13 protein-coding genes are annotated in these 23,467 nt (G+C 38.2%); 6 read left to right on the forward strand and 7 right to left on the reverse strand.

Annotation, left to right across the window (positions count from 1 at the left end; translation table 11 throughout):
* Positions 1–56: 56 nt before the first annotated feature.
* On the reverse strand, positions 57–905 hold the full coding sequence (locus BMX24_RS10940; protein WP_228404785.1) for a hypothetical protein: 849 nt from the start codon (positions 903–905) through the stop codon (positions 57–59).
* Between the two features lie 250 nt (positions 906–1,155).
* On the opposite strand from BMX24_RS10940, the gene BMX24_RS10945 reads away from it, so the two are divergent.
* The gene (locus BMX24_RS10945) at positions 1,156–1,983 is read left to right on the forward strand and encodes an ion transporter (protein WP_089792456.1); all 828 of its coding nucleotides are present in this window, start codon (positions 1,156–1,158) and stop codon (positions 1,981–1,983) included.
* Between the two features lie 44 nt (positions 1,984–2,027).
* Positions 2,028–2,186: a hypothetical protein gene (locus BMX24_RS21185; protein WP_170835688.1), complete on the forward strand. Its 159-nt coding sequence runs from the start codon at positions 2,028–2,030 to the stop codon at positions 2,184–2,186.
* Between the two features lie 460 nt (positions 2,187–2,646).
* Here the strand turns inward: BMX24_RS21185 and BMX24_RS10950 are convergent, their stop codons facing one another.
* The 4 genes from BMX24_RS10950 to dnaE all read right to left on the reverse strand — a co-directional run bounded on the left by BMX24_RS10950 (position 2,647) and on the right by dnaE (position 14,748).
* Positions 2,647–4,623: a T9SS type A sorting domain-containing protein gene (locus BMX24_RS10950; RefSeq protein ID WP_089792458.1), complete on the reverse strand. Its 1,977-nt coding sequence runs from the start codon at positions 4,621–4,623 to the stop codon at positions 2,647–2,649.
* 138 nt (positions 4,624–4,761) lie between these two features.
* Positions 4,762–6,618 (reverse strand): T9SS type A sorting domain-containing protein, encoded by a 1,857-nt coding sequence (locus BMX24_RS10955; RefSeq protein ID WP_089792460.1) that lies wholly within the window; start codon positions 6,616–6,618, stop codon positions 4,762–4,764.
* 341 nt (positions 6,619–6,959) lie between these two features.
* The gene (locus BMX24_RS10960; RefSeq protein ID WP_089792462.1) at positions 6,960–9,719 is read right to left on the reverse strand and encodes a T9SS type A sorting domain-containing protein; all 2,760 of its coding nucleotides are present in this window, start codon (positions 9,717–9,719) and stop codon (positions 6,960–6,962) included.
* Positions 9,720–10,071: 352 nt separating this feature from the next.
* Complete coding sequence (gene dnaE / locus BMX24_RS10965) at positions 10,072–14,748, reverse strand: DNA polymerase III subunit alpha (RefSeq protein WP_089792464.1); 4,677 nt, start codon at positions 14,746–14,748, stop codon at positions 10,072–10,074.
* Between the two features lie 266 nt (positions 14,749–15,014).
* Here dnaE and BMX24_RS10970 point away from each other — a divergent pair, with 266 nt between their 5' ends.
* From BMX24_RS10970 to BMX24_RS10980, 3 genes are all read left to right on the forward strand, one after another.
* Positions 15,015–17,117, forward strand: a complete 2,103-nt coding sequence (locus tag BMX24_RS10970) for a S8 family peptidase (RefSeq protein WP_089792466.1) — start codon at positions 15,015–15,017, stop codon at positions 17,115–17,117.
* Positions 17,118–17,194: 77 nt separating this feature from the next.
* Positions 17,195–19,267, forward strand: a complete 2,073-nt coding sequence (locus BMX24_RS10975; RefSeq protein ID WP_089792468.1) for an alpha-ketoacid dehydrogenase subunit alpha/beta — start codon at positions 17,195–17,197, stop codon at positions 19,265–19,267.
* Positions 19,268–19,366: 99 nt separating this feature from the next.
* The gene (locus BMX24_RS10980) at positions 19,367–20,401 is read left to right on the forward strand and encodes a bestrophin family protein (protein ID WP_089792470.1); all 1,035 of its coding nucleotides are present in this window, start codon (positions 19,367–19,369) and stop codon (positions 20,399–20,401) included.
* A gap of 3 nt (positions 20,402–20,404) precedes the next feature.
* Here the strand turns inward: BMX24_RS10980 and BMX24_RS10985 are convergent, their stop codons facing one another.
* A complete protein-coding gene (locus tag BMX24_RS10985; protein ID WP_089792472.1) occupies positions 20,405–20,863 on the reverse strand; it encodes an Lrp/AsnC family transcriptional regulator in 459 nt (152 codons plus the stop codon).
* A gap of 155 nt (positions 20,864–21,018) precedes the next feature.
* Here BMX24_RS10985 and BMX24_RS10990 point away from each other — a divergent pair, with 155 nt between their 5' ends.
* On the forward strand, positions 21,019–22,245 hold the full coding sequence (locus BMX24_RS10990) for an aminotransferase class I/II-fold pyridoxal phosphate-dependent enzyme (protein WP_089792474.1): 1,227 nt from the start codon (positions 21,019–21,021) through the stop codon (positions 22,243–22,245).
* A 122-nt stretch (positions 22,246–22,367) separates the two neighbouring features.
* Here the strand turns inward: BMX24_RS10990 and BMX24_RS10995 are convergent, their stop codons facing one another.
* Entirely contained in the window at positions 22,368–23,372 is a 1,005-nt protein-coding gene (locus BMX24_RS10995) for a glycosyltransferase family 2 protein (RefSeq protein ID WP_089792476.1), read from the reverse strand.
* Between the last annotated feature and the right edge of the window lie 95 nt (positions 23,373–23,467).

Below are 23,467 nucleotides of genomic sequence, written 5' to 3' on the forward strand. Positions count from 1 at the left end.
AAAAGAACCGACTTACCATAAAGCCGGCTCAGATTTGAAGCTAAAATAAACTATTACTAATCTTTAAACAGAGAAACTCGTGTGAATGAATCTACCAGAACATTACAATTGGAATCTGACTCCACGAAAAGCTGATAACCTCTTCCGGGATCAAGACTTGCCGCATCTGCAATGGTGTAGAAATAAAATGTAAGTAAATTTCCGACTCCGCTGGAACCACTTGGTAAAAACTGAATAGAAGTTACCTCGAAACCAGAATCCGGGTTTCTGAAAGTCGCTTTTACCGACCCCGACGAGTTGTTACCGGGAGTTACATTGGCAATAAGCCTCCAGATATGCACCTGTCCGTTTATTTCATTTTCTCTCCATTTTCCTGTTGCAGAAAGATAAATATTGGAAGTTACGCCGGGAAAAGGAACCGTAGTTTCGGGCCAGCTCGTTGTAGGACTCGCCGCAAAAACCAACGGTGTAGCATACAGAACCTGTTGTCTGGGGCCATAGCCGCTTCCTGAAGCCGATAGATTAATAGACGGTTTTACATTTGCGTTTCCAGAATTTACTTTGACAACACCGTCGTTGCCAGCCTGAGAAGATGTGGTAACAAAAAGCTGTCTCCAAACTGCACCATCCCAATATTGAAAAGTATTGGAGGTTGTATTGAAAATAAGAGTGCCATTAGTGAGACTTGCATTGGCAACACCTGCAGGAGGGACTGTAAGTGGGTCGTTGTCTGCTAAATTTGCGTTTCTGTCTGCATCTGAAAGACGCGGAATTAAAATTCCTTTCTGATTTGAAAAAATGTCTAAAACTGCTGCTCCATTTGGAGTAGTCGTGTTGATCCCAACTTGAGCATAGGATAAACCATACAGAAAAATTGGGATCATTAGTGTAAAAATTCTTATCATGATGTTAGTTTTATAGAATAAAAATACATTCTTTGCTTTAATTTATGTTAAAAAAATAACTTTTATATGTCATATTTTATTCGTAAATTTACATTAATTAAGTCACTGAAAACCATTACTTTAAACTGTAATAATTCACAATTAAATGATGAAAAAACTTTTAACATTTCAGAAAACATTTTAACAATCAAATATTCCTTGATCTGAACTTTAAAATTATTAACTTCGTTGTGAAATAAATAAAAACCTGATGGAAAGAGAACATAACCTTGTTCCCGAAGACAAACTCTGGAAAAGACATCTTTATCGAATAATTTACCGTTCCGATACGAAGCTTGGAAAACTGTTTGATATCATTTTACTCTCTTTAATCCTTATCAGCACCACCATCATCATGATGGAAAGTGTCCCAAAACTGGACGAAAAGTTCCATTATACTTTTATTATTTTAGAATGGATCATTTCTTTGATTTTCACGGTAGAATACATGTCCAGAATTGCCATTGTAAAGAATAAAAAACATTATATTTTCAGCTTTTTCGGAATTATCGATTTTCTGGCATTGATACCTTTTTACCTGAGCCTTTTCATTCCGGTTACCAAGTATTTCCTGATTTTCAGAATGTTGAGAATGCTGAGGATTTTCAGGATTTTCAATTTGCTGGATTTCATGAATGATGGTTACCTCATCGTAAGAGCGTTAAAGAACAGTTCACGAAAAATCTACATTTTTCTGCTGTTTCTGATTATCTTTTCGGTGATTGTCGGCTCGCTGATGTTTATGGTGGAAGGAGGAAGACCGGGCTTTGAAACCATTCCGCAATCGATCTATTGGGCGGTTGTTACGGTAACTACTGTTGGATACGGAGATGTTTCTCCCATTACTCCGATGGGGAAGTTTTTTGCTGTTATTTTAATGTTGGCGGGTTATTCCATTATTGCTGTTCCCACGGGAATTGTAACCGCAGAAATGCGCAACAAAAGGCAAAACCTGGAAAAAACATGTGAACAATGCGGAAATGAAGATATTGATGATGATGCAAGATATTGTAAGCAGTGTGGCAAGAAATTAGCTTAGTATTAAGTATCACTTTAAAATATTAACTAAATACCGCAAAAATCATGGAACCGAAAAAGAAAAACAAACCCAACAGTTTAGTAATTATACTTTTTGCTTTAGTTGTACTGATGGTCATCGTCTATTTTATCCTTGTAACATTTTTCCCGGCTGTTTTCTCAAGTCTGAACACTGGTGATCTGCAGCCCGTACCCAACAAATAAACTCTTTTAACAAACATACAAAAAGGTGGCAAATTGCCACCTTTCCTCATTGTACTATAAACTAAATATTACTTTAACAGCTATTATGGTCAGCTGTTCAACCACCTTGGTTATAAATAAATTAATCAATACACTCCTATCCCGATCTTCACACACAATTTTAAAAAACTTTAAAATATCAGAAATAGAAATCCATTTTTGCATTAATCCTGAAGCAATTTTAAGAACTTAAAATATTCTTTCAAAAAAAATATGTTGAAAAAGTTTATTTTAAATTCTTCATTACAGAGTGAGAATACTTACAATTTTACTTTATAATTGAATTTAAATTAATCATTTTAATATTTTTAATAAAAACCAAAACACTTTTTCAAACAAAATTATATTTCACGGAAAAATATTTTAACCATAAAAAAAGACGACTCTAAGAGCCGCCTTTATTTTTTTCTATAAAGTTTGATTATTTCTTAATTGTTTTAATAGTCTGCTTAGAACCATCTTTCATATTAAGAGTTACCAAATACATTCCTTGTTTCAATTCTCCCAATTGAAGCACTGAACCAGGATTTTCGATCTGTCTTACCAATCTTCCGGCAACATCAGAAATATAAACCGATTTTACATTCGCCGCATCTGAGATATTCAACACATCTGAGAATGGATTCGGATAAAGCTTAATCGTGTTTTTGTTTGCCTTCACATCAGAAGTTGCTAACACTCCTTTGGTGATATTGATGGTAAATGCTCCTTCCGGTTCATCAGACCATCCACTGTACTGTCCAACATTGATATAATACGTGTTTCCTGAAAGTGTAGGAATAGATACTGTTTCCGTACCTCCCTGACCTCCGTCATCTACTGTATTTTCGCAAGATAAAGCTGAGCAGCTTCCGCTGAAAACACCAATCTGAGGGTCAAAATCACTTCCTGCAGGCATTGTAACGGTAATATTGAATGTATCACCATCTCCTACGAAAGTAAACCATGTACCGTCATTCATATCATTGCTTGAACAAGCTGTGATCATTCCTGCGTTATTGGTAGCACCCGCACCGTCATTTTGTACGTAAGTGTATGGGAACGTAGAAGCTGTTAATGCTCCAAAACATTCGTCATTTGCCGGTGGCGGAGGGAATGTTCCTACACAGATGTCAAAACTTTGGTTGCTTCCATTGTCATAATAGCTATACACTCTTACAAGATAAGTTTCCCCTACTGTAAGGCCTGTAACAACTCCCGAAGCCGGATCTGAACATAAAATGCTTGATAATGCTCCACATCCTCCACTGAAAACCTGGAAGTAAGTATCTGTATCATCCGCATTGGTTCCTACCGACTGAATATTCAGAAGAGAAATTTTATGTGTAGCAGCTGTTGCTACAAATTTAAACCAAACATCATCGTCCGGAGTTCCATAACAAGGATCAGGAATAGTTCCGGAATCTGTAGCTCCGATAGTATATCCTGGTGTTACGGTTCCGCAATTCAGATCAGGGTTTACCGTTAAAGTAACTGCTGTTGCACACTCATCATTCGTTGGTGGCGGTGGCGCACTTGTGAATGACAATTGGCTACATCCCGCAGATTCTCCTCCAGGACCTACTGCTGTTACTTTTACATAATGTACTGTGTTTGGTGCTAATGGTGTTGCAGGTGTAAAGCTGTTTGTAGCCGAAGTTACCTGGTTGGCCACATCTGTTCCTCCCGGAGTAGTTCCGATCGAAACTTTGTAACTTGTTGCACCTGAAGAATTGTTCCATGTAATGGTAGGTGTCAAAGGTACAAAAGTAGCATTGTTGCCCGGATAAGTAATCAATGGACAAGCCGGAATCGGGCTAGCCGTTAATCCTAAAATAGTTACAACAGATTTATATCCTTGCAATTGCGCGTCCATCGTAGGTGGAGATGCCGGATCCGGATCTGTGTAATCATTTTTGTAATAAAGAAGAGAATTGGAAGCTCCCGGGTAGACATAGATTACCTCATCGTAATCATTACTATCATATCCAGAAGAGTTTTCTTCCGCTGCCAACACCAGATTATCCGTGTTGTTGTACGGGAAAGGTGTGGCAAAAGTAACTTCAATTACTCCGTTTGCGTTGGTCACAGTACCGGAATATACCTGCGTAAGCTGTGCCAAAGGAACCCAGTCGGTATCCGAAGTAAATGAACTTTTAGTAGTATGTCCCAGATATACTACCCATTGCGAAGAACTTGCAATAGACATTGCCGGGTCCATATAGAACTTCAGTCCTGTGATGTTTCCCGCAGCATTGGCATTGATTTCCTGCTTGGTATAAATTTGCTGCACATACGAATAACCATAATAGGTACTTATTGGAGCGACTCCAACATCGGTGCTTCCGGCGCCCAAATCTATTTGGGCCGAGAGGGTCATACTTAAGAACAATAAGCATGAGAGTAGAAATTTTGTCATAAACTAATATATTTTGCTGATTTAACTGCTAATTTAATAATAAACTTCGTATATGAGCATTAATAATAGGATTTTTTTCCAAAAAAAATAGCGACTAAAAAATTAGCCGCTATGGTTATTTATAATAATAATCGAAAATTATTTTTTAATTGTTTTTATCGTTTGCTTGGAACCGTCTTTCATCTCTAATGTTACGATATACATTCCTTGTTTTAATTCCCCCAACTGAAGAACTGAACCAGGATTGGCAACGGTTTTCACCAATCTTCCTGAGACGTCTGTTACTAAAACATTTTTCACATTAGCAGCATCAGAAATATTTAATACTTCAGAGAACGGATTCGGATATAATTTGACAGCATTTTTAGCATCTCCTTTCACTTCATTTGTAGCAAGAGCTAATGAAGCGTCATATGCTGAAATCTTAAATTCTCCGTCTGTAACACTTGAATTTCCGGTATATTTCCAAACACTGACGTACAATGTAGCACCCGGTGTCTGACCTGTAAGAGAGATCAATGAGAATAATCCGTCTGTAGAATCATCATCGTCACACTCGATTAAAGTAAGAGCTCCGCAAGTTCCGGAATATACCGACATTACTGTATCTGTAAAGGTTGATCCCGTCACGCCTTTAGTTTCCAATGTAATATTTCCGCTTGCAGGAACTACTACAGAATACCAAACATTATTGTTTGAAGAAGTCTGGCAAGTAGCAATCGTATTATTTGTTGAATTTACGTTTGTTGCTACAATCGCATTCTGGTCAAAGTTTCCTCCCGGATTTAATGAAATCGCTCCCGTACATTCGTCGTTTGCAACAGGTGTTGTAGCAATCGTGGTGAATTTTCTTTCCGTACAAGAAGCACTGGTAGCACCTCCTGCATAAGCATTAACAGTATAATAATAATCTGTATTAATGCTTAGTGGTGAGGAGAAAGTATATGACGTAACATTTCCTAAATCTACGTTATTTACAATATTTGTACCTCCGGCTGTTGTTCCCACTGATAATCTATATCCTGATGCACCAGCAGAAGCCGACCATGAAATTGTAGGCTGAAGTGAAAGACCGGTAGCATTGTTTGCCGGTGAATTTACAGTAGGGCAAGTAATTCCTCCTGTCGTAAAGCTTCTTTCCGTACATCCTGCAGAAGTACCGGCAACATTCGTAGCATAAACCGTAAGGTAATATTGAGTGCTATAATTAAGCGGAGTGGTTAAGGTATAACTTGTAACATTTCCTACATCCACCATGTTCATAATATCAGTACCTCCAGGAGTAGTTCCCAGGTTGATTTTATATGAACTTGCTGTCGCAGCTGCCGCCCAGCTGATGGTAGGTAAAACCGAAACTCCAGTTGCTGCCGCCACAGGTGCACTTACAGAAGGACATGCAGGAGCATTTGGTGACAATCCTAGGAAAGTAATTCTTGATTTGGTTGCACTTCTCGACGATGCTGACGGAAGCGTCCCTGTCGGATCCGGATTGTTGGTATCACTTCTATAATAAATAGAGCTGTTCGAAACACCGCTGAATGTATAGAAATAATTATCTGCATCATAGTCTGCTTTATTCTCATCCACTGCAATCACAAGATTGTCTGTATTGTTGTACGCAAAAGGAGTTGAGAATGTAACGGTAACTTCACCGCCGGTATTGGAAATTTCACCATCGAAAACCTGAGTAAGCGATGCCAATGGAATCCAATCTGATGAAGAACTGAATGAAGTCTTGGTCGTATGACCGATATACACCTTCCATGTCGTAGAATTGGTAATGACTGAGCTTGCTCCCAGATAAAACTTTATGCCGGTAATATTTCCTGAGCTTGCAGCGTTGAGTTCACTTTTTGCAAAAATCTGTTGAGAATATGTGTATCCCCAGTTTGTCAACACAGGCATTACACCTGTAGATGTTCCGCTTCCTAGCGAAATTTGCGCCGATGCTCCTATCCCCAGAGCGATCATGCACGCGAGTAAAAGTTTTTTCATACTTAGTAAAAAAATAATATTAGGTTTTTAAAATTAACAATAAATTCAAATAAGAATGTTAAAAATTCATAAAATATTAATATTAAAAATTAAAATAAATCTATTTATTAAACATTTTTAAACAAACATTTAAATTAATTATAAAATTTATAAAATTAATTTTTCAAATAAAACATTGATTGTCAATTGATTATATTTTAGTCACAAAATCATGAAATAACCACTCTTCATGACTTAACATAATAAAATAATTAAATAAATTAATATTCATAGCATAAAATAATTCAAAAAAAAATAGCGGCTAAAACCAGCCGCTATTTACTTTAAAAATGTTTCAGAAGTTATTTCTTGATAGCTTTTATCGTTTGTTTAGATCCGTCTTTCATTTCTAATGAGATTAAATACAATCCTTGTTTTAATTCCCCTAAATGAAGCTCAGCTCCAGGATTAGCAATAGTTTTTACTAATCTTCCTGAAATATCGTTCACCAAAACGTTTTTCACTTTAGCTGCATCAGAGATATTCAATACTTCAGAGAACGGATTCGGATATGCTTTAATCATATTTTTATTACCCGCAACTTCGTTTGTCGCCAATAGAGAAGCATCGTAAGCAGACAGCATAAACTCTCCTGTTGTACTTCCTCCTCCGGCTGTTCCTGTATATCTCCATACACTTACGTATAATGTAGCTCCAGGAGTCTGGCCTGTTACCGTAACTAAAGAAAAATTATCTACTCCACTGTCATCATCACAAGCAATACTTGTTAAAGAACCACAAGTTCCTGAATGAACAGAAAGCACCGTATCTGTAAATCCTGAACCGGTAACACCCTGTGTTTCGAAAGTGACACTTCCACTTGCCGGTACCACTACGCTGAACCAAACATTGTCTCCTCTGTTTGTCTGACAAGATGTAGTACCATCTGTGATAGCTCCTGCATTTGTAGAAGTAATGGCATTGGCTGCAAAGTTTCCTCCAACCGTTAAAGCTACTGCTCCTGAACAAGCATCATTTGCAGGCGGCGGCGGCGGAGTTCCGATACAGATATTAAAGCTGTTGCTGTATCCAGAACCGTTGCTGTTATAAGCTCTTACATAATAGGTCTGCCCAGGTGTCAATCCTCCTACAGTAGTCGTATTTGTAGTACCGCAGGCAACACTTGTTAAAGTACCGCATGTTCCGCTGAATAGTTGTGTATATAAACTTGTAGACGATGAACTACCTGTAGAAACCACATTCGACAACGAAATCGTATGTGCCGTAGAAGTTGCCACAAAAGTATACCAAACATCATCATCCGCAGTACCAGTACATGGAGTAACAGCGATATTAGAATTGGTAGCACTTAAAGTAGTACCTGCAGTTGTAGCCCCGCAAGCTAAATCAGGATTCACCGTTAACGCTACAGCATTAGCACACTCGTCGTTTGCAGGCGGCGGCGGCGGAGTTCCGATACAGATATTGAAACTTGCATTATATCCAGCCCCTGAATATGTGTAAACTCTTACATAATACGTCTGTCCCGGCGTTAAACCACTTACAGTTCCCGTATTCGGATCTGAACATAATAAACTCGTCTGAGAACCACATGTTCCGCCCAATACCTGGAAGTACATATCTGAAGCAGTGGTTGTTCCTGTAGAAACAATATTTGATAAAGTTACTACATGCACTGTGCTTGTTGCTACAAATTTAAACCAAACATCATCATCCGGATTTCCATTACAAGGTGCAGCAGCCATAGATAAAGATGCTCCTAAAGTATTCCCCGGAGTTGTAGCTCCACAGGTAAGGTCAGGATTTACTGTCAAGTCAACTGCCGCAGAACAATTATCATTAGCAGGCGGTGGCGTTGCCGTAGTTGTGAATGATCTTACCGTACATGCTGTTCCTGAGTTGGTCGTTGCATTGTAAGCAGTAACTGTATAATAATAAGTAGTTGTCGGGTTTAACGGTGCAGAAAATGTATAAGAAGTCACATTTCCTAAATCTACATTATTAATAATATCCGTACCTCCAGAAGTAGTTCCTACTGTCAGTCTGTAGCCCGTTGCACCGGTAACGGCTCCCCAAGCAATAGTAGGAAGCGTAGAAACTCCCGTAGCTGCTGCTGCCGGTGAACTTACCGTCGGACAAGGCATTGCCAATGTTGTGAAAGTACTTTCGGTACAGCCTGTAGCTTGCCCGATAACATTTTTCGGGAAAACAGTTACGTAATATTGTGTAGAATAACTTAGCGGTGTTGCAGAAGGAATTGCGTAAGAAGTTACGTTTCCTACATCTACTCCATTCATAATATTTGTTCCGCCCGGTGTTGTTCCCATGTTGATTACATAGCTTGATGTAATCGGTGTTGCAGCCCATGTAATAGTAGGCGTTACAGAAACTCCCGTAGCCGCATTTGCCGGAGCAGAAACCGTAGTACAAGAAGGTGGTGTCGTTGGCGGAGGTACCGTTGCATCAAATGCAATAATAGGTCTTCTGTAGTTGGTAGAAGTAAGCGTTGCCCCGAAAGTACCTGTTGTACCTAGATATTTCGTTGTGTTACTGTTTGAAGTATTGATACAAGGCCCGCTGTATTCATACTGCCAATAAATGGTAGAAGCCTGAGCCGTCGTCTGAACATATTCTGTATACACTGCCAGATTACTTCCTGCCGTATACACAAAATTCGTAGAATGCTGAAATTGTTTATAACCGGATGTACTTCCCACTGCAGTCTGTGGATTAGAATCATACACCAAAGTCGCAGCACCCGTTTCCGTAGCCCAATCCGGAGCAGCGGAACCAAAATCTGTAGCCGTTGTGTTTTTTAGATAAATTTTAAAGGTAGTTCCCGCATTCAAACTTCCGGAAGCCGTAGCCCGTCTGAAATACGTAGAAGTGATGGTACCATTTGCAATATCAACCAATTGAGAAGCCGGGATAATAAAAGCCATCCTTTGTTTCTCATTTGCCGTTGTATTACTTCTCATTACCGAATAGGTGATGTTGTCTACATTCGATGAACACGTTGCCACCGAAAAGCTTTGCCCCCAATACAGCTGACATGCCATGATACTTGTCAAGAGTAAAAAGAGTAGATTTAGTTTTTTCATATGAAGGAATATTGAATTATTGGGTAAATTTAAAAAAAATATTAAACTAAATTCATTAAAAGTTAAAATCACTTAAGAATTAAACAACAAAATATCAATTTAATTAACAAATAAAAATATTTATGCAAAATAAATTAATTAATTCACAAATAAATGATAATTTTTAAAATATTTAAAATCAATACTTTAAACAAATAACTCTACTTTTACATACCACAATTTAAATCCTCATAATTCAACAAATCCAGAAATATTTTTAAGTTAAAATTTTCTATAATTTAAATTAATTCAAAATAAAAAAGTGACTTTAAAAAAGCCACTTTTATTGTCGTTTTATGCGAAAATATTCCCTTTAATTCAGATAAAAATCATATTTATTCAACAATTGGATTTCTTTGATCAGATCACCATTCAGATTCACCGAATGTTTCATCGACTGTACTTCCAGATGCTCAACACGGGAATCATCATCAATATTTTTAATATAAAATTTCAGCTTCTGATTGCCCTGGTTTCTTTCCAGCACCGTTCTGAAAAATGTAAGATCTTCCGGTCTGAAATCCATCACGTCCATGACAAGCGAAATGCTTTTTGCAAACCTTTCAAACGCTTCCTGAAGCTCAATAACATCGTTTACATTCACGAAAACACGTCCGTCTTTCACCTGGGCAAATTTAATTTTAAGAATAACAAACCTCTGAACCTCAAGCTTTTCCTTCAATTTCATATAATCCCTGTCTCCCAGCCTGAAAGAATACGACCCGGAATAATCCTCCAGCGTCACAAAAGCCACTTTTTCGCCGCTTCTGAAACCGTCTTGTACGCGATATTCAGTAATCAGCCCAGCTACGGTATATTCTTTTCCGCCACCGCCGTTTTCTCTTTCTTTCTGAATGGTTTTCCAGTCTTTTTTCTTTTCTTCAAACAATTCTTCCTGCTTATTCGCAAAAGCCTGTTCTTTGTAGGCATCCACCTCATCAAGATTCAGGAAATGGAATACCCCTTTCGGCTCTGCTTTTTTCGTTATTTCTTCTACAATTTCCTCTTCGCCTGTCAGCAATTCATCGGATACAATTTCTATCAAATCAGCTGTTTCATCAATAGAATCTTTTTCCAGAATCGGAACCTCATCTACCACTAGTTTTACCTCTTCTTCTTTTTCCAAAACCGCTTTTTTAGAAAGCTGCCCCTGCATAAACTGGTATTGATATTTAAACTCATCCAACGGATGCGCAGAAAGATAGAAACCGATGATTTCCTTTTCTTTATTAAGCTTATGCATATTCGGCCATTCCGGACAAGGCGGTAATTTCGGCTGCTCGATCTGAACTTCTTCCGCAAAATCCGCAAAAAGAGAATTTTCCATCTCGTTTTTACTTTCCTGGAAGCTTTGTCCGTATCGGATTAATCGCTCCAGATTGGTTCTTCCCGCCATATCAATATCAAAATACTGACCTCTGTGGAAGTTATCCAATTCGTCAAAAGCACCTGCCAATACCAAACTTTCCGCAACCCTTTTATTCATCTGCGAAGGCTGAATTCTTTCGAAGAAGTCATAAATATTTTTAAATCTTCCATTCTCCCTTTCCCTTGTGATCGCCTCACTCGGACCTTCCCCAATTCCCTTGATCGCACCCAGACCAAAACGGATCTGGCCTTTTTCGTTTACCGAGAATTTGTATTGAGATTCATTAACGTCAGGTCCCAGAACATCCACACCCATACTCTTACAATCTTCCATGAACATGGTGATCGAATCGGTATTGTTAATGTTATTACTCATCACACTCGCCATATATTCTGCGGGATAATTGGCCTTTAAAAATGCCGTCTGATACGCGATAAAAGCATAGCAGGTCGAGTGGGATTTGTTGAAGGCATATTCTGCAAAGGCTTTCCAGTCGTTCCAGATTTTTTCCAATCTTCCTTCATCAAGGTTATTTTTGCGTCCGCCTTCGATGAATTTCGGATACATTTTATTAAGAACATCAATCTGTTTCTTACCCATTGCCTTTCTCAATGTATCGGCTTCACCCTTTGTAAAGTTGGACAATTTCTGAGATAAAAGCATTACCTGCTCCTGATAAACGGTAATTCCGTAAGTTTCCTTTAAATATTCTTCTGTTTCCGGTAAATCGTAAACAATTTCCTCAATTCCGTGCTTCCTGTTGATAAAGTTTGGGATATATTTAATCGGACCCGGACGGTAAAGGGCGTTCATGGCAATAAGGTCGGCAAAAACCGTTGGTTTCAGCTCCCTCATGTATTTTTGCATCCCGGGACTTTCGTATTGGAAAATCCCTACCGTTCTTCCTTCTTTAAACAACTGATATGTTTTCGTATCATCCAAAGGAATCAAATCCGGATCGATATCCACTCCATGTCTTTCCTTAACGAGTTTTAAAGCATCTTTAATGATCGTTAATGTTCTCAGACCCAGGAAGTCCATTTTCAGAAGACCTGCACTTTCCGCCACCGAGTTATCAAACTGAGACACCAAAATATCAGCATCTTTTGCAGCAATCGTCACGGGAACAAGATTACTTACATCTTCCGGCGTAATGATCACCCCACAGGCGTGGATTCCGGTATTCCTGATACAGCCTTCCATCTTTCTGGCACTCGCCAAAACGTCATGTCGAGGATCTGTGGGACTGTCGAGAACGAACCTCATTTCATCAACAAGCTGCTGTTCTTCCGGTTTTAATTTATCATATTTTGCTAAAGCTTTCGCAATGTTCATCCCCGGTGTAGACGGAACAAGCTTTGCAATATTATTGGTATCGGGAATCGGGACATCCAAAACCCTTCCGGCATCTTTAATTGCAGATTTCCCACCCAAAACTGAATAGGTAATAATCTGTGCCACCTGATTTTGTCCGTATTTATCGATTACCCATTTGATAATCTTATCCCTTCCTTCATCATCAAAGTCGATATCAATATCCGGCATGGAAACCCTTTCCGGATTCAGGAATCTCTCGAAAAGGAGATCATACTTAATTGGGTCTACATTGGTAATTCCGATACAGTAAGCAACTGCAGAACCTGCCGCAGATCCCCTTCCCGGACCTACCCAAACTCCCATTTTGCGAGCTTCGTTACAGAAATCCTGCACAATAAGGAAGTATCCCGGATATCCCGTATTGGCAATTACTTCCAATTCGAAATCCAGACGTTCCTTGATTTCATCGGTTATTCCGGTGTCTACATATCTTTTTTTGGCTCCTTCGTATGTTAAATAAGTAAGATAAGCCATCTCACCACGCTTTCCGCCATCAACCTCATCTTCAGCGTGAATAAACTCTGCCGGAATATCGAATTTCGGTAGAAGTACATCCCTTTTTAAAGTATAAGGCTTAAACTTCGCAAAAAACTCTTCGTACGCCTCAAAAGCATCAGGATACGCTAAAAAAGTTTCCTTTATTTCATCGGCGTTTTTAATATAATATTCTCCCGTTGCCAGACCTCTTCTTTTTCCAAACCCTTTTCCAACGGGTGTTGACAGTTTTTCACCGTCTTTAATACAGCTTACAATATCCTGAATATTAGAATCGCCTTTATCAGTATAATATGTTTCGTTCTGGGCTAAAATTTTAACATTATATTTATCTGCAAAATGCAATAAAACATCATTTAAATGCTCTTCTTCAGGCAATTTGTGATTCTGAATCTGAACATAGAAATCATCCTGAAAAGTTTCTTTCCACCATTTGAAAAGCTCCTCCCCTTTTTGTTCACCGGTATTAAGAATCGCATCCGGAATATCCCCGTTAATCCCCGATGTTAAAGCAATTACACCTTCTTTATATTGAGCAATCAGGTCGCGGCTTATTCTTGGAACTCCAAAGTAAAATCCTTTTAAAAAACCTATACTTGAAAGTTTTGCTAAATTTTTATATCCATTAAAATCTTTCGCCAACAAAACAACTTGCGTTCTTCTGTCGGGATCGTCTTTGGTAAACTGTTTCTGCTCGTAACGGTCTGAGATATAGAATTCACAGCCCACTACAGGAATCAATGGCTCTGAAACCGGCTCTGCTTCATTAAATTCTTCTCCTTTTTCTTCGGCTTCCTGTTTTTTTGCTAAATATTCTTTATGTTTTTTTGCCCTGTCACCATTTGCCCCTTCCACTGCAGAAACGAATTTGAAAGCCCCCATCATATTTCCGAGATCCACCATTCCGACGGCTGGGAAATTATCTTCTATAGCTTTATTTATCAAATCATTAATGCTGGACGTAGCAGACAGTGTTGAGAAAACACTGTGATTGTCGAAGTTGAAATATTTTCCAAGATCAATCTCGTCAATACTTCCGAAATCCTGTTGTTTTTTCTTATTGTGAAAATCTGCAACCTGCCTTCTGATAACGATGCTGAACGGCTTGATCGGATCCGGATACAGGGTTTTAAAATAAGCAAGCTGATCTTCCGAAATTTTCAATACCTCGGCAGGAATCACCCCTATTCTCATCATTTCAAAGAACACCTGAGCCGTTGCATTCACGTCGGCAGCAGCGTTGTGGGCTTCATCGAATTTATGATTGTAAAGCTTTTCGTAAAGCTCTTCCAACTTAGGAGATTTGAATCTTCCGCCTTTTCCGCCTCCAAGCTGGCAAAAATTCGTTCCTAAAATCATGGTATCGGCTTTCGGCTTTTCCTGAAGGTTGTCTTTGATGTTTTTTCTGAAAAACTCGGCTCCTACAATATTGTAATCGAACTCTACATTGTGCCCGGAAACGACCCGTACTTTGTCTAAAACTTTTGAAAATTCTTCTAAAACTTCCTGCAGATCGCGACCTTCTTCATTCGCAATTTTTGTAGTAATCCCGTGAATCCTCGCGGCGTTGAAGGGAATGTCGTATCCCTCAGGTTTTATAATATAATCCTGATTTTCAATTAATGTTCCGTCGTCATCATGCAGCTGCCAAGCGATCTGAACCATTCTTGGCCAGTTGTCTGAATCTGAAAGCGGAGCATTGAAATTCTTTGGTAATCCTGTTGTTTCTGTGTCAAAAACTAAATACATCTAATTTTTTCTAGCTTTTAATTAAAAGAGAATGTAAAGTTAGCTCAATTTTTCCAAATCAATCTTACTTCAACTAAACAATTCTGTCTATGGCTACTATTAAAAAAGATAAAAATTATTAAGCAAATTAATTATTAAAATAAATATTTTTTACCAAAAAACATTAAATTTTAACCAATTGATGACTGGAATAAAACTTTAACAATTATTAACTGTAACTCTTTCTCTTCCAATATACATTTGTCAGGATTTCAATATTTTATTTTATGAAAAAACACATACTCCTGGTAAGCACTTTGGCGATAAGCTTAGTAAGTGCCCAAAGCAATGATGAATTAATGAGAAAATTTGAGAAACAAAAGAATGAAAACGAACAAAAGTTTGATTCTTATATTTCCAAATACAACAAAACCTCCACAACTGCAGAAATTGAAGCACAGAGAAGCAATCTTGCAGGTTTTGACCCAAGCGGAAAACCGTATTTCTATGAAGCAACCGATCTGGATCAGATAAAAAATTCTAATGCAGATTATCTTCAGAACGGAACTATTTCGGGACTAACAGGTTCTTTTAACGGAGAAAATATTAAATATACCGTATTTGACGGCGGAAGGGCGTTTGGTTCACACATTTTTTTCAACAATGCGCCGAACAGAGTCAATAACAAAGAGGCTTCCACGATGAATTACAGCGCTCATGCGACTGCTGTGACCAGCTTTATGGGAGCCAAAGATTATCCATATACCATTACATTTACTAATGGTACTACTCGTGTTACCAATTTCAGAGGAATTGCGCAGAATGCTACTTTTGATAATTACGCTTTCGCAACAACAACTCTTCCGGGAAATTCAACGACTAGTAATATATTTCAGAAAATACTTTTAGCACAGCCAAAAATTTCCAATCATTCATATGGTACTAACCCGGGTTGGGATCAGAAGACCGTTAACGGCTCTCCGGCATGGGTATGGAGCGGATATTATACAAGTCCTAGTACAACGTATGACCTGCAGGGAACGTACTTTACCAATGACCAGAACTATGATAATATCGTATATAACAATCCTTCTTATGTCATTGTAAAATCTGCTGGAAACTCATTCGGGATGGGTCCTACCGGAAATACGGTACCAAAATATTATGTAAGCAACGGTAATACGGTAGAATTTACTGCCACGGATACTGTTCCCTCCAACAATTGCAGCTTGGGCTACGACTGTATAGGATTTGGTTCTTTAGCTAAAAATATCATCGTCGTTGGTGCTTCGGATATCCTTACAGCAACTGACAAAAGATATTCTGCGCCTTCGGATGTCATAAAATCCAGCTACAGCAGTGCAGGACCAAGAGATGACGGTGCTATAAAACCGGATATTATTACTACAGGAACGGATGTGGCAAGCGCCTCTACAGCAGAAAATACGACAGGTAGTAACCTAATTTCTGTAGGTAGCGGTACTTCATATTCAGCGCCTATTGTAAGCGGAATTATTGGTCTTTGGATGCAGATATACAAGCAATTATTCCCGAATCTTGAACTTAATGCCGCTTCGGCAAAAACACTCATGGTGCACTCTGCATCCGAAGCCGGAACTGTGGGACCAGATCCATGGAACGGATGGGGATATATCAACTCTAAAAAAGGAGCAGAATTACTTGTAGGAAAATCAAATAATACAATCATTTTTAATGATGAAGTTTTAAATAGCGGAACTCCTAATCAAAAAGTTGTAACAGCTTCAGGAACCGAACCTTTAAAAGTAACCATCTCATGGATTGACCCAGAATATGTTATTCCTGCAAATTTAACCTGGGCTGATGCCTACAACAACAGAATTTCAAGACTTATTAATGATCTGGATCTAAGAATTATCGATACTACAGACAATACTGTATATTATCCATGGAAATTAAATGCAAATTCACCGATGACTCCTGCTACGAAAGCAGATAACACAGTGGATAACGTAGAGCAAGTTGTTATTGATGCTCCTGTTCCGGGTAGAAATTACAGGGTAGAAATTACCAACAAAGGAAACCTTGTAAATAACAGCGGTACAAGCGCGCCTCAGAATTATTCAATCATGGTAACGGGTTATACACAACAGGTTTTAGCAACGAATGAAACAAGTGCGTTAAATAATCTGACCATTGTTCCTACCATTACAAAAGACGTTGTGAATGTTCTTAAAGCTCCTAAAAAAGCTACATTTAACATCTATGATCTGTCTGGTAAAAAATTAAACAGTGGAACTATCAATTCAGATCGTGAAACTTTGGATTTATCTTCTTACACTAAAGGAATTTATATCATTGAAATAAAGACAGATAAGGATATTATTTCTAAAAAAATTATAAAAGAATAATATTATTTTCATTTGAATTATCATAGCAAAACACTAACAGTTGTTAGTGTTTTGTTTTTTGTTTATCTTTGCTTTCTATGGAAAATACACTTCACGAGAAAGTTTCTCAGGATATTTTGCTTAAAGCTTACAATCATATGATGCTTGCAAAAGCGATGGCAGACATTTACGAAGAAAACAGAAATGTTACTAAATACGTTCATAGTACTTCAAGAGGTCACGAAGCCATTCAGCTTGCTACAGCTTATCAATTAAAAAAGGAGGACTGGGTTTCTCCTTATTACAGAGATGAAAGTATTTTGTTGGGTATCGGTTTCGAACCTTATCAACTGATGCTGCAGTTATTGGCAAAAGCTGACGATCCTTTTTCAGGAGGAAGATCTTATTACTCCCACCCTTCGAGCAGAGATGAAAACAAGCCAAAAATCATTCATCAAAGTTCTGCGACCGGAATGCAGACCATTCCGACAACAGGTGTTGCGCAAGGGATAAAATATATTCAGGATTTTAATCTTCAACAATTTGAAAATAATCCGGTTGTTGTCTGCAGCCTTGGAGACAATTCGGTAACGGAAGGTGAAGTGAGTGAAGCGCTTCAGTTTGCGGCTTTGCATCAGCTTCCGATCATTTTCCTCGTTCAGGATAATGAATGGGGAATTTCGGTAACGAAAGAAGAAGCCAGAACTTGTGATGCCTACGATTTTGTGGCTGGATTCACCGGCTTAAGCAGAATGAGAGTGGACGGAACAGATTTCGTAGAAAGTTTCGAAGTCATGAAAAAAGCTGTTGATTTTGTACGAAACGAAAGAAAACCTTTAGTTGTTTGTGCTAAAACAGTTTTAATTGGTCACCATACTTCAGGAGTAAGAAGAGAATTCTATAGAGATGAAGAAGATTTAGCAAAACACAGAGCAAAAGATCCGGGAGAAATCCTTAGAAATCAATTGCTTGAAACTGGTGTTGACGAAGAATTATTAAAGCAAATTACCAAAAAAGCCCGTCTTGAGGCAGAAGAAGCATTCGAAAAAGCGCAAAATGCACCGGATCCTTCTCCTGAAACGGTAATGCAGCATATTTTTGCACCGACTCCTATTACAGAAGAAGTAGGAACTCGTGAGCCTGAAGGTGGAGAAAAAATCGTGATGGTAGACGCTGCCATTCACGCTATCCAGGAATTGATGTGGAAACACCCGGAAGCTTTACTGTACGGACAGGATGTTGGAGAAAGAATCGGTGGGGTTTTCCGTGAAACGGTGACTTTAGGGAAAAAATTCGGCAGCAAAAGGGTTTTCAACACGGCCATTCAGGAAGCTTATATTATCGGTTCTACGACAGGTATGAGTGCGGTTGGATTAAAACCGATCGTTGAAGTACAGTTTGCAGATTATATTTATCCGGGAATCAACCAATTGATTACGGAGATTTCAAAATCAAATTATTTAAGCAACGGAAAATTCCCGGTAAGCAATATCATCCGTGTTCCGATCGGAGCTTACGGCGGTGGAGGTCCTTACCACAGTGGAAGTGTTGAAAGTATTTTAGCCAATATTAAAGGTATTAAAATAGCTTATCCGAGCAATGCTGCAGATTTTAAAGGTTTATTAAAAGCAGCTTATTACGACCCGAATCCCGTGATAATGCTGGAACACAAAGGTCTTTACTGGAGCAAAGTTCCGGGAACGGAGGATGCAAAAACCATAGAACCGGCAGAAGATTATGTGTTGCCTTTCGGAAAAGGAAAAGTGATCATTGAAGCAGATAAAGAGGAAACCGAAAAAGGAAGAACTGTATTAGTAGTAACCTACGGAATGGGTGTTTATTGGGCAAAAGAAGCGGCGAAAAGCTTTAACGGAAGAGTTGAAGTGATCGACTTAAGAACGTTAATTCCACTTGATGAAGAACTGGTTTTCGAAAGAGTAAAAGCTCATGGAAAATGTATCGTGTTAACAGAAGAACAATTGAACAATTCGTTTGCAGAAGCTTTTGCACACAGAATTTCCAAAAACTGTTTCAAGTATCTTGATGCCCCGGTTGAAACGATGGGATCGCTGGATACTCCGGCCGTTCCGATCAACCTGGTTCTGGAAAAAGAAATGCTTCCGAATGCTGAGAAATTAGCCGCAAAAATTGAAGAAATGCTGAAAAATTAACAATCAGATAAAAAATCAAACCTCTAAATATTTTTTAGAGGTTTTTTTTCGCACTTTTTTTATTATTTTTAATCAACATATTGCAAACTTCAAGCACCTATGATCACCACAAAATATGTCAATTACAGACAGGTTCTCAATTTATCGGGCATTCATCTTATCTGGATTTCGGTCTGGTGTACGCTGATTGCGGTTCTTTTCTATTTTTTCAACTGGCAATGGATGATTATTCCCTGGGTTCCGGTAGCGTTGATCGGTACTGCGGAAGCTTTTTTGGTTGGTTTTAAAAATAATCAGGCATACGACAGGCTTTGGGAAGCCAGAAAAATTTGGGGTGGAATTGTGAATTCGAGTCGGTCATTTGCTTCGATGGTTTATGCTTTTAATACTGAAAATGAAGAAGTAGGAACTTTTGACCTGGAAGATCGTAGAAAAAAAATCGTATACCGTCACATTGCATGGCTCTATGCCTTTCGTGAGCAGCTTTTGATCCCCACCGAATGGGAGCATATCAGTGCAGAGGAAGAACATTCACATCATCACATCAATCAAAAAAGAAACAGGATCATCAAAGCTGGATTTCCGGATTATGGGCGAACTCCGATTTTCCTTAATAAATATCTTTCGGAACAGGAGGCAGAGCTTCAGTCGACTTATAAAAATTTTGCGACTTATCTTGTTTCCCAGCAGGCAAAAGATATTAATGCTTTAAAAAATTTGGGGGCTATTTCGGATTTCCATCAGATGCAGCTTCAAAATTCTTTAAATGAATTTTATGGTTTTCAGGGACAGGCGGAGAGAATCAAGAAATTTCCTTCTCCAAGGCAGTTTGCGAGTACCGCATTTGTTTTCAATGTACTTTTTATCATGCTGCTTCCCTTAGGTTTGGTGAACGAATTTGCAAAACTCGGCGACTGGGGAATCTGGACTTCCATTCCGTTTTGTATTATCATCGGCTGGGTCTACATCATCATGGAATTGGTTGGTGATTATTCAGAAAATCCATTTGCAGGACTGATGTTCGATGTTCCGATACTTTCCATCTGCAGAACGATTGAAATTGATCTTTTACAAATGACCGGAGAAACCGATCTGCCCGATCCGATTTCCTCTAAAAATGGAGTTTTGGTTTAAAATTTACAACACAATCGCCGTCGTATTTTTCACTTCAGAGATCATAAACGAACTGTGAGTACTGGCTATATGCTGTAAAGTTGTGAGTTTTGACAACATAAAATTCCTGTAATCTTCCATGTCTTTAACGCCGATTTTTAAAATATAATCATAATCTCCACTCACATGGAAACATTCGGTAACTTCCTGTAAATTCATCACTTCCCTTTCAAACTGAAGGACATATTCTTTTTTATGCTGTGTTAATTTGATGTGACAAAGCACAATAAAATCCCGATTAACCTTATGCCGGTCGAGAAGAGCAACATACTTGGAAATAACTCCCATATTTTCCAGTTTTCTGATGCGTTCATAAACAGCCGTTACCGACAACCCCAGCTTATAAGACAACTCTTTCGTCGTTTGTTTCGAATCTTCCTGCAAAAAAAGAAGCAGTTTTTTGTCAATTTCATCCAATGCCATAGATAAATTTTTGTTAAATGTTTACGATATTCAAATATAATAAACTTTTATTCTATCAAATTAAAATTAACTAGATTTATAATCTAATAATCTAAATTTATGTTGTAATAATTCTGGAATTCTTTCAAATTTATCACTTAAAATCTAAGTAAGATATGAAAGACTTTAATGCTGCTAATGAAATCCAGGATTTACAATATTTTGGAGAGTTTGGTGGAGTAAACCCATCAATTTCAGATAGTTCGACCTACACATTCCTTTCTGCTAAAACGATGTTTGATACATTTGAAGGCAATGCAGATGGCTGTTATTTGTACTCAAGGCACTCTTCCCCGATGAACCTGTATCTTTCGCAGGCATTGGCTAAGATGGAAAACACGGAAGCCGCGAATGTTACCGCTTCAGGAATGGGCGCAATTACCTCTGTCTTACTACAGGTTTGCAAAAGTGGAGATCATATCATTTCCAGCAGAACAATTTACGGCGGAACCTATGCTTTCCTGAAAAATTTTCTACCATCCTTTCAAATTGACACCACTTTTGTGGATATCAATAATGTTGAATCTATTGAAAATGCCATCCAAAAAAACACTAAGATTATATATTGTGAAAGTGTAAGCAACCCACTTTTAGAGGTTGCGGATCTGAGAAAGTTATCAGCAATCTGTAAAAAACACAACTTGAAATTGATTGTTGACAATACTTTCTCACCACTTTCCATTTCGCCGATTGTATTGGGAGCAGACATCGTTATTCATTCTTTAACGAAATTTATTAACGGAAGCAGCGATACTGTGGGCGGAGTCTACTGCGGAACTCAGGAATTCATTAATGATACCAAAAATGTGAACACCGGAGCCTGCATGTTGTTGGGACCAACAATGGACAGCCTTCGTTCTTCAAGTATTCTAAAGAACCTGAGAACGTTGCACATCAGAATGAAGCAGCACAGCCACAATGCTATGTATCTGGCTGAAAGATTTGAAAAAGATGGGTTAAAAGTTTCTTATCCCGGATTAAAATCCCACAAAAACCACGAATTAATGAAAAGTATGATGCATGAAGAGTATGGCTTTGGCGGATTATTAACCTTAGATGCCGGAACCACGGAAAAGGCTAACGAACTGATGGAACTGATGCAGCAGGAAAACCTGGGTTATCTGGCGGTAAGTTTAGGCTTTTATAAAACCTTATTCTCATGCTCCGGAAGCTCGACTTCCTCTGAAATCCCGGAAGAAGAACGCGCAACCATGGGAATTTCCGATGGACTTATCAGATTCTCAATCGGTCTGGATCACGACATCGAGCGAACCTACGAAAAGATGAAAGAATGCATGCTAAAAACAGGCGTTCTCAACCATGAAACCATATCCATATTCTAGTTTATTGTATAAAGGCTGTTGAAAATTCGACAGTCTTTATTTTTTATTTTGGAAGTTTGTAACGTCTTGTTTCTCATTCTGAAAGAGTATAAATAGAGTGTTTATTTATTGCTAAAATAAAATTAATTCCTATGAAAATGCTTCGGGAAAGCATCTTCCGGTTTCATTCTGAAAATATTTAACAAAATCCAGGATTTTAAGAAACCATATCCGTAAGAAAACATTTGAATATAGGTAGAAATCACCGCCATTCCGGCAATACTGATATTTTTAGTAACAAACAAAGCATGAAATAATACCATAAAAGTATACAAACCGTAAAATGCAAGGATAATCCCTCTTCCCAGAATAAAATACTCTAAAAAACCTATAATATATCCCAACAGAAACAAACTTGGAAATGCAAATGAAATTTTCACATAGTTCGGATGTCTTTGGTTAAGAATTGGTCTTGCACAGCCAAACTGATACACCTGCTTTGAAAACTTCCCAAAATCTACCCTGCGTTTATGATACACTGCAATATTATCAAAAAAAGCAGTCTTAAAACCATTTTCCCAAAGCGTCATCGAAAGATCCGGATCCTCACCTATTCTCATTTCTGAAAAGCCTCCTACTTTCTCGAAAACCTCTTTCTTTACGCCCATATTGAAGCTTCTCGGCTGGAATTTTGAAACCGATTTTTTGCTTCCCCTTATTCCTCCGGTTGTAAAAACTGAAGTCATGGAATAGGAAATCGCTTTTTGCATCAGGTTGAAACCTTTATGGGCTTTATCCGCTCCACCAAACGCATCGCAGGCAATTTCGAGGATATCTTTTTTAATATTTTCGATATAATCTTTTTCTACGATCACATCACTGTCCACGAAAACCAGCCATTCGTTTTGCGCTCTTCTGGCTCCGTAGTTTCGGCTCAAACCCGGCCCTGAATTGTCTTTCCTGAAATATTTTATATCCAAAAACTGTTCAAAATTTTGGATGGTAGGCTTCAAATCGATCATGGAACCATCGTCTACAATAATGATTTCAAACTCTTTATCAGTTTGCTGGGTAAGAGAATTTAATAACTCAAAAAGTTCATCTTTTCGATTAAAAATAGCAACGACGATGGAGATGGTAGGTTTCAAATTGAAAATTTTTCAAAATTACTTATTCAGGAAAGAATGCGCAAAAAAGTTTTGCATTAATTAAACGGAAAGCACAACAAAATAATATTTCATTC

Origin of the sequence: Chryseobacterium wanjuense (assembly GCF_900111495.1) — a bacterium.
Lineage (GTDB): Bacteria > Bacteroidota > Bacteroidia > Flavobacteriales > Weeksellaceae > Chryseobacterium > Chryseobacterium wanjuense.

Bases quoted from the DNA above. Each gene is read 5' to 3' on its own strand.
- BMX24_RS10940 (WP_228404785.1), bottom strand. From the start codon at position 905: ATGATAAGAATTTTTACACTAATGATCCCAATTTTTCTGTATGGTTTA.
- BMX24_RS10945 (WP_089792456.1), top strand. From the start codon at position 1,156: ATGGAAAGAGAACATAACCTTGTTCCCGAAGACAAACTCTGGAAAAGA.
- BMX24_RS21185 (WP_170835688.1), top strand. From the start codon at position 2,028: ATGGAACCGAAAAAGAAAAACAAACCCAACAGTTTAGTAATTATACTT.
- BMX24_RS10950 (WP_089792458.1), bottom strand. From the start codon at position 4,623: ATGACAAAATTTCTACTCTCATGCTTATTGTTCTTAAGTATGACCCTC.
- BMX24_RS10955 (WP_089792460.1), bottom strand. From the start codon at position 6,618: ATGAAAAAACTTTTACTCGCGTGCATGATCGCTCTGGGGATAGGAGCA.
- BMX24_RS10960 (WP_089792462.1), bottom strand. From the start codon at position 9,719: ATGAAAAAACTAAATCTACTCTTTTTACTCTTGACAAGTATCATGGCA.
- dnaE (WP_089792464.1), bottom strand. From the start codon at position 14,748: ATGTATTTAGTTTTTGACACAGAAACAACAGGATTACCAAAGAATTTC.
- BMX24_RS10970 (WP_089792466.1), top strand. From the start codon at position 15,015: ATGAAAAAACACATACTCCTGGTAAGCACTTTGGCGATAAGCTTAGTA.
- BMX24_RS10975 (WP_089792468.1), top strand. From the start codon at position 17,195: ATGGAAAATACACTTCACGAGAAAGTTTCTCAGGATATTTTGCTTAAA.
- BMX24_RS10980 (WP_089792470.1), top strand. From the start codon at position 19,367: ATGATCACCACAAAATATGTCAATTACAGACAGGTTCTCAATTTATCG.
- BMX24_RS10985 (WP_089792472.1), bottom strand. From the start codon at position 20,863: ATGGCATTGGATGAAATTGACAAAAAACTGCTTCTTTTTTTGCAGGAA.
- BMX24_RS10990 (WP_089792474.1), top strand. From the start codon at position 21,019: ATGAAAGACTTTAATGCTGCTAATGAAATCCAGGATTTACAATATTTT.